This window comes from Pseudophaeobacter sp., assembly GCF_039971195.1.
GTDB lineage: Bacteria > Pseudomonadota > Alphaproteobacteria > Rhodobacterales > Rhodobacteraceae > Pseudophaeobacter.
The window spans coordinates 1-13,997 of the sequence record NZ_JBDWPJ010000229.1 but is presented as its reverse complement, the minus strand read 5'-3'; the positions used below and the strand labels follow the sequence as shown (position 1 = coordinate 13,997).

The 13,997-nt window shown below is 61.1% G+C and carries 13 protein-coding genes; 4 read left to right on the top strand and 9 right to left on the bottom strand.

What is annotated here, in order from left to right; genetic code table 11:
* Nucleotides 1-15 precede the first annotated feature (15 nt).
* From ABJP42_RS20000 to ABJP42_RS19985, 4 genes are all read right to left on the bottom strand, one after another.
* Nucleotides 16-1,632 (bottom strand): DUF4139 domain-containing protein, encoded by a 1,617-nt coding sequence (locus tag ABJP42_RS20000; RefSeq protein WP_348343597.1) that lies wholly within the window; start codon nucleotides 1,630-1,632, stop codon nucleotides 16-18.
* Nucleotides 1,633-1,967: 335 nt separating this feature from the next.
* Nucleotides 1,968-2,345, bottom strand: a complete 378-nt coding sequence (locus tag ABJP42_RS19995) for an aspartate-semialdehyde dehydrogenase (RefSeq protein ID WP_348343595.1) — start codon at nucleotides 2,343-2,345, stop codon at nucleotides 1,968-1,970.
* Nucleotides 2,346-2,472: 127 nt separating this feature from the next.
* Nucleotides 2,473-3,495 (bottom strand): aspartate-semialdehyde dehydrogenase, encoded by a 1,023-nt coding sequence (locus ABJP42_RS19990; protein ID WP_348343593.1) that lies wholly within the window; start codon nucleotides 3,493-3,495, stop codon nucleotides 2,473-2,475.
* Between the two features lie 78 nt (nucleotides 3,496-3,573).
* Nucleotides 3,574-4,746 (bottom strand): MFS transporter, encoded by a 1,173-nt coding sequence (locus tag ABJP42_RS19985; protein ID WP_348343591.1) that lies wholly within the window; start codon nucleotides 4,744-4,746, stop codon nucleotides 3,574-3,576.
* Nucleotides 4,747-5,880: 1,134 nt separating this feature from the next.
* Here ABJP42_RS19985 and ABJP42_RS19980 point away from each other — a divergent pair.
* The 3 genes from ABJP42_RS19980 (at nucleotide 5,881) to ABJP42_RS19970 (ending at nucleotide 8,616) form a co-directional block, all read left to right on the top strand.
* Entirely contained in the window at nucleotides 5,881-6,240 is a 360-nt protein-coding gene (locus ABJP42_RS19980; protein ID WP_348343626.1) for a hypothetical protein, read from the top strand.
* 205 nt (nucleotides 6,241-6,445) lie between these two features.
* Entirely contained in the window at nucleotides 6,446-7,846 is a 1,401-nt protein-coding gene (locus ABJP42_RS19975) for a leucyl aminopeptidase family protein (RefSeq protein ID WP_348343589.1), read from the top strand.
* Nucleotides 7,847-7,851: 5 nt separating this feature from the next.
* Entirely contained in the window at nucleotides 7,852-8,616 is a 765-nt protein-coding gene (locus ABJP42_RS19970; RefSeq protein ID WP_348343587.1) for a C40 family peptidase, read from the top strand.
* Between the two features lie 55 nt (nucleotides 8,617-8,671).
* Here ABJP42_RS19970 and ABJP42_RS19965 read toward each other — a convergent pair whose 3' ends face one another.
* From ABJP42_RS19965 to ABJP42_RS19950, 4 genes are all read right to left on the bottom strand, one after another.
* On the bottom strand, nucleotides 8,672-9,016 hold the full coding sequence (locus ABJP42_RS19965; protein WP_348343585.1) for a DUF2794 domain-containing protein: 345 nt from the start codon (nucleotides 9,014-9,016) through the stop codon (nucleotides 8,672-8,674).
* Between the two features lie 57 nt (nucleotides 9,017-9,073).
* Nucleotides 9,074-9,523, bottom strand: coding sequence for a YqfO family protein (locus ABJP42_RS19960; RefSeq protein WP_348343583.1), 450 nt, complete (start codon nucleotides 9,521-9,523; stop codon nucleotides 9,074-9,076).
* A complete protein-coding gene (locus tag ABJP42_RS19955) occupies nucleotides 9,516-10,217 on the bottom strand; it encodes an ArsR/SmtB family transcription factor (RefSeq protein WP_348343581.1) in 702 nt (233 codons plus the stop codon). The genes ABJP42_RS19960 and ABJP42_RS19955 overlap by 8 nt, the downstream gene beginning before the upstream one ends.
* Nucleotides 10,218-10,301: 84 nt before the next feature.
* Nucleotides 10,302-12,146, bottom strand: coding sequence for a Y-family DNA polymerase (locus tag ABJP42_RS19950; protein WP_348343579.1), 1,845 nt, complete (start codon nucleotides 12,144-12,146; stop codon nucleotides 10,302-10,304).
* Between the two features lie 199 nt (nucleotides 12,147-12,345).
* Here ABJP42_RS19950 and ABJP42_RS19945 point away from each other — a divergent pair, with 199 nt between their 5' ends.
* On the top strand, nucleotides 12,346-12,837 hold the full coding sequence (locus ABJP42_RS19945; RefSeq protein WP_348343577.1) for a c-type cytochrome: 492 nt from the start codon (nucleotides 12,346-12,348) through the stop codon (nucleotides 12,835-12,837).
* A gap of 78 nt (nucleotides 12,838-12,915) precedes the next feature.
* On the opposite strand, the gene ABJP42_RS19940 is transcribed toward ABJP42_RS19945, so the two are convergent.
* The gene (locus ABJP42_RS19940) at nucleotides 12,916-13,542 is read right to left on the bottom strand and encodes a TetR/AcrR family transcriptional regulator (RefSeq protein WP_348343575.1); all 627 of its coding nucleotides are present in this window, start codon (nucleotides 13,540-13,542) and stop codon (nucleotides 12,916-12,918) included.
* Between the last annotated feature and the right edge of the window lie 455 nt (nucleotides 13,543-13,997).

Here is a 13,997-nt window from a genome sequence, read left to right as displayed (position 1 = left end):
TCCAGGCCCCCTGCCTCAGCGCAGCAGTTTGCCCTCGGGCCAGCTCAATGTGGTCTCCAGGTGGATTGTTTGCTCCGCACCCGGTGCGAGATCAAACTCCCAGGCCAGAATGCCGCGCCGCTTGTCGACATTCTCCTCGCTGACGCTGGGCTGGGCACCCCAGGTGATCTCCAACTCTTCCTGCTCGCTGTAGGGCACCCGGTCCAGCAGACGCAGCGGCCAGCTCTCTTGCGTCAGGTTCTCAACGCTGATCTCAACCTCTTCTCGCTGTTGATTGCTGCGCGAGATCACCCCTCGCTCGCCTTCGCTTTTCTGCAGGACATCGCGGCTCAGCCGCAATCCGCGAATGGCACCGAATCCAAGCTCGGCCTCCTCACCGCTTGCCAGACCGGAAAACTCCGCAACGGTAACCAGCTTGCCATCCACATACATCGGCACCTGATAGCTCATCAGCAGATCCTCGCCAAAATCATTGGTGAACCTGGCCACCCGATAGGCTGTTTCATCGCGGGCAGGCACCGCAACCGCCAATACCTCGGCCTTGGTGGTCAGGCTGTCCAGCTCCAGTTTCAGCACATCTGCCCCCGAGGCGAGGGTGACGGGATGGGCAAAGCGATAGGTTACACCGGGACCACTGCTGTCACTGCCCCAATCCGCACCCTGGGACTGCTCAATCACCACGGGTTCAGCGATCGGCTCATGCAGGGGCGCTTCAGCCGCCATATAGTCACCCACCGCCTGGCTGCGCATCTTGGGTTCGGGTGTTGGTTCCATGACCTGACGGCGCTGTGGATAGAGCCGTGATGGCGCGCCCTGCTCGATAGGCTGCAGGGTCGAGATCGTCAGATCCACCCCCTGCCAGTTCTCTCCGGTGTTTTGCGCCACCACAAAGCCGCGTTTCAGGGCAATCTCCGGGGTCTCTCCCGTTGTAAGATGCCATTCATAGCTCGGCTCGGCATAGATTTCACCGCCGCTGAAGTAACTCAACTCCAGCTCCACAGGCCCGGCCGTGGCGACCTCGACCTCGATCACCAGATAGAGCCGGTCTTCATCCTCGCGCGCGATGGCTTCCAACGCCTGTTCCGCCGCACGCAACTCCCTCTCCAGCTCCTCCAGCTGGTCTGCGATGGCACGGGCCCGGATCTTGGCCTCCAATGCTTGCTGCCCCGCAGTTCCGGCCTCGCTCGAAATCATCCGGGTGATATCGCGCAGCGCATCTGCGCCTGCCTCTGCCAGGCCTTCATTGCTGCCCAGCTGCTCCAGAAAATCGATCGCCGTCTGCGCTGCGCGGGCCTCGGTCTGGGCCCTGGCGGCTTCATCCCTGACGGTCTGAATGCGCCCCTCGACCTCCTTGATCGCCGCTTTGGCCGCCAGCACCTTTGGATCATCAGCCTGCCGTGGTGGCACCCCATCCTCGCGGAACAACAGCGCTGTCTGTCGCGCCCCAGTCAGGGCGATCTGCAGGGTTTCCAGTTCTGCTGAGTGCGGGATATTGCGCAGGATCAGGCGATGTTGCCCCTCTGCCAGGTCCAGGCTGGTTCTGCGGGTGATTTCGGCAACGTCCTGATAGACTGTGGCCTCGGCAACCTGGCTGTTGATGGTAAAATCATCCGCCCAGGCAAATGTTGCCACCGAACTGGCCAGGAGGGAAAGCAGGGAAAGGGAAAAACGCATCTGTGTCTCGCAATCAGTTGGGATGCAGGCCAGGTGATAAGCCCATTGGCCTGCGCAATGCCCTCATAGTAGAGCCCACCTCGCCAGATGACAGCAGCAGTTGTCCCCCCCACAGCGCTGCGGCGCAAACCCGCCGAGACCGGCCTGATAATTTCGAGCCAAAACGACAAAAACGGCGCCGTTCTGGCACCGTTTTGAACCACATCGGCAGATCCGCAAGCGGGCAGCGCCAATGGAAAACTCTAGATCCTGACAAGCAATCCCAGGGCGGGCTTGATCATCAAGAGGCCGGGCTAGTGCCGTGCTGCGCTGGCATCTGCGCCCAGACGAGTTGGTGCCTTGCGCACCGGCTGCACCCGCTTGAACCGCTGCTCCAGATCCTTGGAGGGGAAACCCAGAAAGGCACAGGTGCAAATCTCAACATGGCTGCTGGCATCAAAGAGATGCATCGCGCCCTTGGTACGTTTCATGTAAAAGCCCTTGTCCTGCAGCCCGGCGCGCAGCTCGGACCAGGTCTTGGCCTCTTGGAAATGTGGTGTCAGCAGAATGCGCAGCTGGATCGCCATTTCCGTATCCATACGGTGCTGATCGCTGGCGCTGGACCAGGCGGTCTGCTGCATGGCGGCGTCGCCGGTTGTCTGTGTTTCGCGTTCAAAGTCTTTCGAGTACATGGCTCACGTCCCCTTTTTCTATCCCACCTTAGGATTGTTGGGTTTTGTGGCCAGATTTGGGCAGTCCTGCAAAAGAATAAGGGCTGCCTCTTGCGAAGCAGCCCCCTAGTCGAAAGTGCAAAAAGCTTTAGCCTTTTTTGAGCACTTCACGGCCCAAAAGTTCAGCAATCTGGACCGCATTCAGCGCCGCGCCCTTGCGCAGGTTGTCGCTGACGCACCAGAAGTTCAACCCGTTGTCGATGGTGGAATCCTGACGTACACGACTGATAAACGTGGCAAAATCACCAACGCATTCAACAGGGGTCACATAGCCGCCGTCTTCGCGCTTATCGATCACCATGATGCCAGGGGCTTCGCGCAGGATGTCGCGGGCCTCGTCTTCGTCCAGGAAGTCTTCTGTTTCAATATTGATCGATTCAGAGTGACCAACAAAGACAGGGACTCGCACACAGGTGGCTGTAACCTTGATCGATGTGTCGATGATCTTCTTGGTTTCAGCGACCATTTTCCACTCTTCCTTGGTGGAACCATCGTCCAGGAAGACGTCGATATGCGGAATCACATTGAAAGCGATCTGCTTGGGATAGACCTTTGGCGGCACCTCTTTGGTCGGGTTGTAGATCGCTTTGGTCTGCTCCCACAGCTCGTCGATCGCATCCTTGCCCGAGCCAGAGACCGACTGATAGGTCGAGACCACAACGCGTTTGATCTTGGCGCGGTCATGCAGAGGCTTCAGCGCCACAACCATCTGCGCAGTCGAGCAGTTGGGGTTGGCGATGATGTTCTTCTTGGCATAGCCATGCACGGCCTCGGGGTTCACCTCGGGCACGATCAGCGGCACATCGGGGTCGTAGCGGTATAGCGACGAGTTATCGATCACCACACAACCGGCTTTGGCGGCCTTGGGGGCGTAGATCTTGGTGGCGTCAGAGCCCACAGCAAAGAGCGCCATGTCCCAGCCGGTGAAATCAAAGGTGTCGAGATCCTGGGTCTTCAACGTCTTCTCGCCGAACGTCACCTCGGTCCCCAGCGATTTACGGCTGGCCAGAACGGCAACCTCATCCGCAGGAAACTGGCGCTCAGCCAGGATGTTCAACATTTCGTGGCCCACATTGCCTGTGGCGCCAACGACGACGACGCGATAACCCATTTTGTTTCTCCAGTATCACCCGGCCTTATGGCCGGCTGGGGTCTCTTATAGGCAATTGCCCTGCAAATAAAGGCCCGGTCACTCCATGCTGTCGCGGCTGAACAGATAAACCACACATCCCGCCGCCAGAGCCACTGCAAAGAAGCCAAAAATCGCCAGATAGGGCGCGGATGGCTCTGCTCCGGCCAGGTTTGAATGCAAGGTTCCCGAGGCAAACTGCATGATTCCCACGCCGCCAATGCCAAAGAAATTGAGCAGGGTCACACCGCGCCCCACCAGATGCGGCGGCACAAAGGCGCGGCCATGGGCGATGATCACCGGGAAGGAGCCACCCAGAAATCCGACCAGCGCCATCACCGCAATCGGCATCCAGACCGGTGCACCCGTGACGCCGATCAATGCCAGCATCGCCACCACGCCAAGTGCATTGCCGGTAAAAATCACCCATTTTCGGCTGCCAATGATGCGGTCCAACGGTCCGTAGGCAAAGGTGCCCGCCACCATGGCCACGCCCATCACCAAAGCCGCCAGGCCAATATCACTGGTATCCAGCCCGTAGACATCGCTCAGATAGGGGCCGATCCACAACCCCCGCAGCGCCCCAGAGGGCGCGTAGCAGACAAACATCAGTGGGAAGATCGCCCAGAGCACCGGCATCTTCAAAAGATCCAGCACCGATCCCTTTTGTTCCCCCTCCGGTTTGGGAGGGTCCTGCACCGTCAAGAAAATCCCCGCCGCCACCAACCAGGAAGCCAGGGCCAGCCCCCAGAGCGTTGCACGCCAGCCCAAGTGTTCGACCGCAAAGGCGGTTGGATAAGAGGCCACCAGATTGCCCACCGATCCCATGCCCAGCATCAGCGCCGCCAGGGTGGCAAACCGCGCTACCGGGTATTGGCGCGCAAAGATATAGTAAGAGGCCATCAAAACCGGCGAGCAGCCAATGCCGATAAAGAACATCGCCATGCTGACATGGAAAGGAGAGGTCGCTAGCGCAAAGACCGAGGCACCGCCAGTGCCGCCCAGAAACAATAGCCAGGCGGCGGTGCGACGTGGTCCGATCTTATCCAGCGCCCAGCCCACCGGCAGCTGCATGGCGGCAAATGACAAAAACCACATGCCCGAGGCATCCGCGAGATCACTGGGGCTAGCGCCAATATCCTGCCCCAGCACCGAGGTCAGAACGCCAAGGAAGGCGCGGAAAAACTGGCTTAGCACATAGGCCAAGCACAACATGATCAATCCAGCCTGCATCTGCGGCGCTCCTATCGGAAAGGTTCTCTCTTCGCGCACCTTAGGTTTTGGCCATCACATGTCCGCCAGCCGAGAATGCATATTTGCAGGAGAGGTACAATTGTCTTGAAGGCGGAAACGGGCTTTTCCAAGCGCATTTCGAAAACCACAGGTTTTTTTACGGGAACAAGGCACCGCCCCGCGGACACGCGGAGGGGCTTTAGAGGTTAAGTCACCTGTTAAAAACCACGCAAGGAACCTTCGCGCCGCCTGTTTGATTGCTAAAACTCAAAGAGAATGCGACGGGCTAACCACCCTGCCACGCAGTTACAGACGCCAGAAATGTTTAAACTTTTTGGAAGTGATCCGTGTTTGGATCATAGGATTTCAAACTATCTTCGTCGATCTCCGTCCACAGTGCATGCAGGCTGAAACACCCCCGTTGACCGCATGCACGATGGTGGGGAACATCACAGGTTCTCCAGCGAAGCAGCCACGGCCCGGCCTTCAAACTGGCCCGCGGCAGTTTCGGCTTCGGTCACCAGTTCGAACTTGGGTTTGAAGGCACCCCTTCAACGCTTTCCTTGGCTAAGAGCGTCGCCTCAAAAAATTTGCACCTATCTATACTGCCCTGCACGTCGCCCCATCTCGAAAGAGCTAAAGCGATGAAATATGGACATATTTGCACCCCTGCATCCCTTTTCGCCTTGGTTTGACGCCAAGGTGATCGTCCCTTTTCAATTCAGATGGCAACAGATTGTCGGGATCACGCTGGCCATCAAAAGCCCCCTTGACCAGTCCCTCAAACAAAAACGCCCCCCCTGCCTCCGTTTGTCACAACAAGAGTTCACCATGGCCCGGAGGCGTTGCCTCTGGGTCGCAAGGCGGTGCTGCCCTTTTGATTTTCTGCATAAGCAGTAGCTTTTTAGCGGTGATAGCGTGTAATCATACAGGCGGTAGAGGCTTGGTGAATTCCAAAAGATGCATCCCCTGATGTAACGAGTGACGGAACTTTTGGCCTGTATTGTTAGCAAATTTGAGCGATTTGAGCATTTGGCCGGAAACCTTTTGACAACCACTGGCCGTCAAATTGATCACGTGCCGTGGGGGCACATTAAATTTGGGGTGAATGTGGTGGCTAATATACTCACTGTCATGCAAACAGAAAACGTGCGTCTGGATCCGGATAAACTCGGTGAACTCTATGCACAGCTAGGCGAAGCCGGTGCCGAAGATGTCGTTTGTCGCGCCATCGAGGAACTTGCAGTGCGCCTGACGCATTGTGAACGCCTATGGCGTCAAAATAATATGGAGGGCCTGCGCAAGAACGCCCGGTCCTTGATTGCAATTGCGGATCAGATCGGGATGAGCGCCATGGCGTCGATTGCCCGGGATGTCACAGTTGCAGTAGATAACGAAGATGCACCGGCGATTGCAGCGATCCTGTTCCGCCTGTTGCGCGTTGGGGAACGTTCCCTGACAGCGGTTTGGGACCAACAGGATCTCACCGTTTAAAAAACGCTCAGAGCTGTAGTGTAAAACGCCTACATGCCAGGCCGCCCTCGGGACCAAAACGGTCCCAGGCGGCCTTGGCCTGTTTTGAAGGCTGCTTTTTGGCGCGCAGATTTCTGCATATTCACACACTAGAGGCGACAGCCGGGGCTTGCAGGCAGCGGGAGGGCGGATAGTCTGAGGGCAATTGCCCAACCGGAGTATCCCCATGGCCCCTCGCTTTGCCGCAGCCTCTACCTCTGCTGTTCCTCTTTATCTTATTGAGCAGGACCAGCTGCAAACCTGGCTCGAGGATCAATCCGAGCCTTTGCAGGCCTGGGTGGCGCAAAATGGCTTTATCGCCGGGTTCGGTCAGGCCTTGCTGGTGCCGGGGCTGGATGGTTCTGGGCCACTAGCGCTTGCAGGTTTTGGCAATGCTGCCCAGCGCGCCCGCAAACGGTTTCCACTGGCCGCCGCAGCAGAAAAACTCCCCGAGGCCAGCTATCAGCTTGTTTCCGGCGTTCAAAACGCCCTGACCCTGCCACCGGCGCAACTGGAGAGTGAATGCCTGGGTTGGCTGCTAAGCCAATACCGGTTTACCCGTTATAAAACAGCCAAACCCATGGCGGCAGCACTGTTGGCCCCCGAAGGCATTGATGCCGCCGCCGTCGAATCTCTGGCCGCCGCCGAATATCTCACCCGCGATCTAATCAACACGCCCGCCGCTGACATGGGGCCTGCCCAGCTCGAAGCCGCTGCTGAGGCGCTGGCGAGCGAGTTTGAAGCCTCCATCGGGGTGATCAGTGGCGATGATTTGCTCGACGCCAATTTGCCACTGATCCATACCGTTGGCCGGGCGGCCGAGCAGGCGCCCCGGCTCATTGATATGCAATGGGGCAGCACCGGGCCAAAACTGACCCTGGTGGGCAAGGGCGTTTGCTTTGACACCGGCGGGCTGAACATGAAACCTGGCGCAAGCATGGGACTGATGAAAAAGGACATGGGCGGGGCCGCCAATGTGCTGGGACTAGCGCGGATGATCATGGCCGCCGAGCTGCCGCTGCAATTGCGGGTGCTGATCCCGGCGGTGGAGAACTCTGTTGCCGGCAATGCCTTCCGCCCCGGCGATGTGCTGCCCTCACGCCGTGGGCTGACCGTTGAGGTCAACAATACCGATGCCGAGGGGCGTCTGGTTTTGGCCGATGCGCTGACCCTGGCGGATGAGGGCGCACCTGATCTGGTGATCTCGATGGCGACCCTGACGGGCGCGGCACGAGTGGCAGTAGGCCCGGACCTGGCGCCGTTTTATACCGATTTTGACGCCGATGCCGCCGCGCTTTCATCCTGTGCAGGCCCGCAGGCCGATCCGGTCTGGCGCATGCCCTTTCATGCCCCCTACGAGGCAATGATCGAGCCTGGCATTGCCGATCTGGACAATGCCCCCTCCGGCGGCTTTGCCGGGTCAATCACTGCCGCGCTGTTCCTGCGTCGTTTTGCCGGCGACAGCCGCTATATGCATTTTGACATCTACGGCTGGACCCCCAGCGCCGCCCCGGCCCGTCCCAAGGGCGGTACCGGACAGGGCTGCCGGGCGCTCTTTGCTGCCCTGCCAGAGCTGCTGGGGTTGTGAGTGCCATGACAGAGATTTCGCTAAAGCACGCCCGTATCGCCCTGCCCCTCGTCGATCTGTTGCGCCAGCCCGAAGGGCGACGCGACCGGCAATTGCTCTGCGGCGATCCGGTAGAGGTGCTAGAGGAAACCAAGGGCTGGAGCCACATCCGCGCAGCCAAGGATGGCTATCAGGGCTATCTCCCCAACACGGCCCTCGCAGAGGCGCAGGCGAGCAGCCATTGGGTCAGCGCGCCTTCCAGCCATGCCTATACCGAGGCCGATTTCAAATCCCCGGAACGGTCGGCGCTTTGCCTGGGCAGTCAGGTTCTGGTGTCAAAGATTGAAGGCCGGTTCGCGGCAACCGATCAGGGCTATATCCCGAAGGCGCATCTCTCCCCCATGGATCAGCGGCTGAGTGATCCCGTCGCTGTCGCGACAAGCTTTTTAGGCACGCCCTATCTGTGGGGGGGCAACAGCCGGTTTGGCATTGATTGCTCTGGCCTGGTGCAGGTGGCCTGTCTCGCCTGCGGCATTGCCTGCCCCGGCGACAGTGGTCCGCAGGAAAGCGAGCTGGGCACATTGCTGCCCCCCGGCAGCGCCTACCAGCGCGGCGATCTGTTGTTCTGGAAAGGCCATGTGGCGCTGCTGCAGGACCCGGACACCCTGCTGCACGCCAATGCGGATGCGATGGCAGTGGCGCTGGAACCTGTTACAGCGGCAATTGCCCGTATCGCCGATCAAGGCGATGGGCCGGTGACAGCGCATCGGCGCTTGCCATCGCCTAAGTGAGCGACCGCAACGCAGGCCCCCGGGGCCGCAAGACAGGCCGCCGGGGCTGCACAGGTTATTTCACCGCCCGGATGAGTTTACGCTCCAATACCCGCAGCACCGCCTTCAGGTCGCTGCCGCGTTTCAGGATCTGGCCATCCATGCCCACCACCGCATAGAGCCCCTGACGGTTGCGCAGTTTGGGATGTTTTTCGATCCGGTAAAGCGGATGTTCAGCGGTGCGGCGAAAGATTGAAAACACCGCCAGATCGCGCAGGCAGGAAATGCCATAGTCCCGCCATTCTCCCGCCGCGACCATGCGGCCATAGAGCGACATGATCACCGACATCTCGCGTCGGTCAAAAGCAACTTGTTGCGGGATTACGACGCTTGGTTTGGGCTGAATGGGATCAATGCTCATACCCAAGCGTCGCCGCTACCGCGCCATTAATCAAGATACTTTGCAGCAAATCCCCGTTCAACGATGCCATTCAGGCACCCAATTTGCCGGAGGCTGGTTCCAAAACCTGTTTGGGTTTGCCTCATCCGCTCCGCGCCGATGACAGCTGCGCTGTGCCGCAAGGATCTGGATCACCGGTTCCTCGTAGGGGTGCGCATCATAGATTGCCCGCAGTACGGGCTCCAACGCTTGCCCACGCCTGGGTACAAAAACCTGCAGTTCAACGCAGGCCACTGTAACCGCCTGATCCGTGGCCGCATTGCGCGCCTGTGGTAAAACCCGGAACTGCTGGGTTCCGGCCTTGGTGGTAAAGGCCACCTGATCATAATCCCCCCATTGTAGCGGCTCCACCGCGAGGATCGCTTGCAGAACCTGGCTGGCGGCCGGCTGCGGCACCTGGACCAGCACCCTGCTGCCCGATTCCACGGTAAATCGGTCTGAGGTCAGATCAGCCAGTGTATCAGACATCAATCAGAGCCTCGCTGCGCAGGTTCAGGATCTCCGCCAGGGCCCGCGATCCCAGCCCCGTGAGCTGCAATCCGCGTTTATGGGTGTTGCGTTTGACCCAGCCCCGGTCAAAGGCATGGGTGAGGATCTGTTTGCCCAAAGGCCCCGAGACATGCAACCGGCGCTCGGTCCAGTCCATGCAGGGGCGGGCAAAGGACTGGCGGCTGTCCGCGGCGGAGACCTTCTGCGGCAGGCTGACGCCCAGTTTCTGCCAGGTCTCATCGGCGCAGGCCCGAAAGCCGCCGTTTTCCTCGACCAGCAATCCGCGCTGCAAGAACCGCGCGGTCATCGCCACAGCCAGGGGACCCGCCAAATGGTCATAGCAGCTGCGCAACTGGGCAATATCCCCGGCCTTGCGCCGCTGCGCCAGATGCAGATGGGAGCTGGGAGCAATCGCCGCCAATTGCTCCAGCACCCCGGCAACCTCGGCATTGGCCAGCCGGTGGAACACGCAGCGGCCGCGTTTTTCGGCCAGGACCAGCCCGGCGTTTTGCAACATCCGCAGATGCGCCGTGGCGGTCTGGGCGGTGATCCCCGCCGCCGAAGCCAGCTCTTTGTTGGTAAAGGACCGCCCCTCCATCAGCTCACAGAGCATCCGGGTGCGGCTGGCGTCACTCAGCGCCTGGCCAATGATATCAAAACGAGGTGTTGTCATATCGCCAAACTAACCTGTCACATGGCTGCTGCCCATCACATTCCCTTCGCTCCGGGGCGAAGTATTTGCGCCAGTCTTGCAGCATCAGGCAAAGCTCCCCTGGCAGAACCATCCCGGCGAGAGCGCACCCCCATGGGCGTAAAACAGCCAGAGCCGCGCGCCGCAGGCGGTCAGCACCACCCAATAATCGCGCACACCGCTGCGCCAGTTGGGATCCTCCAGCCACCATTCCGGTGCGATCCGTTCCGGTCCTGTGGCCTCCCCCAACTGCCAGTCGCGACCGCGCCAGCGAAACTGAGCAGGCAGTCTGGGGTGCAGCGGCGCATGCACCAGCTCCGGTGGCCAGAGCAACAGCGGCCGGTCATGCGGCGCCGGTGGCCAGTTTGGCGTCGGTTCCGACCAGGCCGCCGCCAGGACCTTGGCGGTTTTTTCCGGAATATGGGTATCAACCGGGTGCAGCCGGGTGATCTGATCCAGCCCGATCCGCGCCCCCAGCCGCCCCACCAGATCCGCCAACCCGCTATCATCACCGCTTTTGCGCGCCTCTGCGGCCACCTCTGCCTGCAAATGACCTGCCTGAGTGCGGGCATGGATTGGTTCCACCTGCAGGGCTTCAAGCCGCAGCATCTCGATACCGTAGCCTGCGTCGATCTCCTCCACTTTCATCTCGAGCAGCGGCAGAATCCGCGCCGGGTCGCGACTGGGGCGGGCCAGGGTGAGCTCTACCATCTGCACCCCCTGGTCGACGCGATGGGCCTCCAGCCGCAGGCTGCGCAGCCCCTTGCCGCGATCCTCCAGCCGGGCACAGAGCTGCGGCAACATCCGCGCCAGCCCGGCCAGCACATCATCTTTGAGCCCAATGGGCTCTGGCAGGCTGAGCCGCGCCGCAAAGTGATCCTCCACCGGTTTGGGAGAGACCGGCTCCGGGGCGCTGCCCATGGCCTGATCCAACCGCAGCACCAAACCCCGGCCAAAGCGCCGCGCCAGGCTGGAGCGGGGCTGCCCTAGGAGATCACCAATCCGTCTCAGCCCCAGCCGGCCCAGCTGCGCCACCACCGTGGGCTCCAGCCGCAGCGCCGCCACTGGCAGCGGGGAGAGCGCACCATAGCTTTGCCCCGGCGGTGCAATCCGCGCCGCATCCGGGGGCAGCGCCAGGGTTTGCGGTGCCATGCCGCCCCGCGTCCAGTGGCGCCGCTTGCCCTTGTGCAGCAGCACCTGATTGCGCGGATGGCCGCCCTGTGCCGGTGCTGCAACCTGCGCCGCAGCCTGCACCGACCCGGGCGGCGCTGCCGCGCTTTGTAGGGATTTGGGTGGCGCTGCCGCGCTTTGTAAAGATTTGGGCGGCGCTGCCGCCCGAGCTCGGGTTGCCGGGGCCTCTTGATCAATCGACGCCCCAGAGCGGCTGGGCGCAGGGGTGGCGCCGGCAAACCGCGCCAGCGCCCAGGCGGCCCCCAGGCTATCACCCAGCCCCATTTGCAGGCTCAGCCCCATGTCATGGCAGCCTGTCTCGATCTCTCTCAGCAGCGCCTCTTCGCCGCCAAAAAGATGGGCGCAGCCGGTGAGATCCAGCGCCAGCCCCTCTGGCGGCTCTTCGGCCACCCAGGGGGAAAACTGACCCGCCCAGCGCCTAAGCGCCGCCAGAAAGGCCAGCTCGGCAGGCAGATTGCGGCTGCGCACAATCAGGTCCGCACAGATGGCATGGGCATCGCGCAGCCCCTGGCCGCGCTGCAGGCCTGCTGTTTCAGCAGCCATATTTAACGCAGAAATAACCTGAGTGTTGGAGACTTCCTCCACAATGGCCAGCGGGCCGCTCAGGCTGCCGCGTGCCAAACGCAACACCCGTTCGGCGCCAAGCCGTGGAAACCAAAGCGACAAGACACGACGATGAGGCGGTGCAGGAGCATGGGACAAACTGGACTGATGAGACATGATGGGCTGACGCTACAGGGTTGCAAACAGATCTATGGGCACGGGAGGCTGCGGGAAAGACCCAGTCCGGCTCGGCAAGATCGCGCGCTCCTTCCCTCGCCGCTCGTTCACCTTTTGTTCAATCGCATCGATTCGATCAAGACCTCGTTTATTAGTGCCACCCGTTTTGCCTCCTAACCCCCGGCCCGGAGAGACCCTGATGAAATCCTGTTTTCAGCCCATCCGCCAACTGGCAGCCTCAGCCAGCAGCCTGTGCCTCTGCCTGATCCTGCTCAGCGCCGAGCTGAGCGCAGGCAGCGCCGTCTTCACCGATAAGCATGTCCAAGAGCGGGTTACCCTGATGCAGGGGCAAAAGGCGGCGCTCACCATTTTGGGCGAGATGGTTGCCGGACGCCGAAACTATGATCTGGCCGCCGCCAAGGCCGCCCGGCGTTCTTTGATGGCCAGCACCCGCAAAATCCCAAAACGGTTTTCCAAACACCGGATGGAGCCCAATTCGCATGCCCGGCCCGAGATCTGGACCCGCTGGCAGGACTTTACACAACGGGCAGAAACCGCGCGTCTGGCGGCCAAGCAGATCAACGCCGGGTCCCTAACCGGGCTACGGCGCAGCGTTCCGGCGATGGTGCAGGCCTGTCACAGCTGCCATCAATCCTATCGCGGCACTCCCAATCGGGCCATCACCCACTAAGGGTACAGGTGGCAAGAGGTCTGCACCTGCCCTACCCCGCGAGGCCCGGGCCGGGGGACACCAGCAACGCGTGGAGAATTAGCTGGGGGCAGCGGCGTAGCGCGCCAAAAACATCTCCACCGCACCTTCGATCACCCGGTTGCGCTCTTCCTGCGAGAAACTGGCGTCGATATTGAACAGGAACCGCGGCACCAGATCGGCGCGGCACAGCTCTGCAAACTGATCGGCAGCCAGGTCAAAATCCTCGATCACCAGTTCTCCGCGTGACGCGGCACTGCGCAGATAGTCCCGCACCTTGCCCCGTACCAGCATCGGGCCGCTTTCGTAGAACTGCCGGCCCAGGTCCGGAAAACGATCGGCCTCGGCCACACAGATGCGAAACATCCGCATGCCAAAATCAGAAAGGCTCACAGAGAGGATATGGCCAGCAGCGACCCGCAGGATCTCGCGCGGGGTACAGCAAGAGCTCGCCAGTTCCATCGGCGCATCCGCCTGGCGAGCGCATTCGCTGCGGGCCACTTCCATGAACAGCAGACGTTTGTCGGGGAAGTAGTTGTACAGCGTCGCCTTGGAGACACCGGCAACGCGGGCGATCTCATCAACGCTGGCACCTTCAAAGCCATCGGCCAAAAACACCTCGCGCGCGCCCTTCAGGACCTGGTCAAATTTTCGTCCGGTTCGCAGGATGCTGGCCTGTTCGTTCATGGCTGACCTCGTGGCGCTGGCAGAAACAAGCCTCTAGTCTAGCCGAGAGTGCCCGCAGACAACAATACTCTCATCCCCCAAAAGACCCTGGCACAGCCCCTCCAACGCTGGAGGGTAAAAGCCTAGGCTTTTGCAAAAGGGAGCGCTCCCGTCCACCCCGCAGCCTTCTGGCGAAGGCCGGGGCCGTTGGGGGTGGCGCCGTGCTGACGCACGGCGCGGCAGCGCTCCATTGAGGAGACTGCCTCAAGACCCGCGCCGCACGGTGCCCTACTACATTGGCCTACTTCCAAGGCCCGCCTGTCCACAGGTCTGCAGCGCCAGCCCCGCGCCCCACAGGCACACAACCAATAAAATGGCGACGACAAGGCAGCCACACGGAGCCGCGCCGGCCAGCGCGGCGCGCCCCCTCCCAACGGGAGGCGGGCCTCTTTGAGGCTCAAACGACGGGCGGGAGC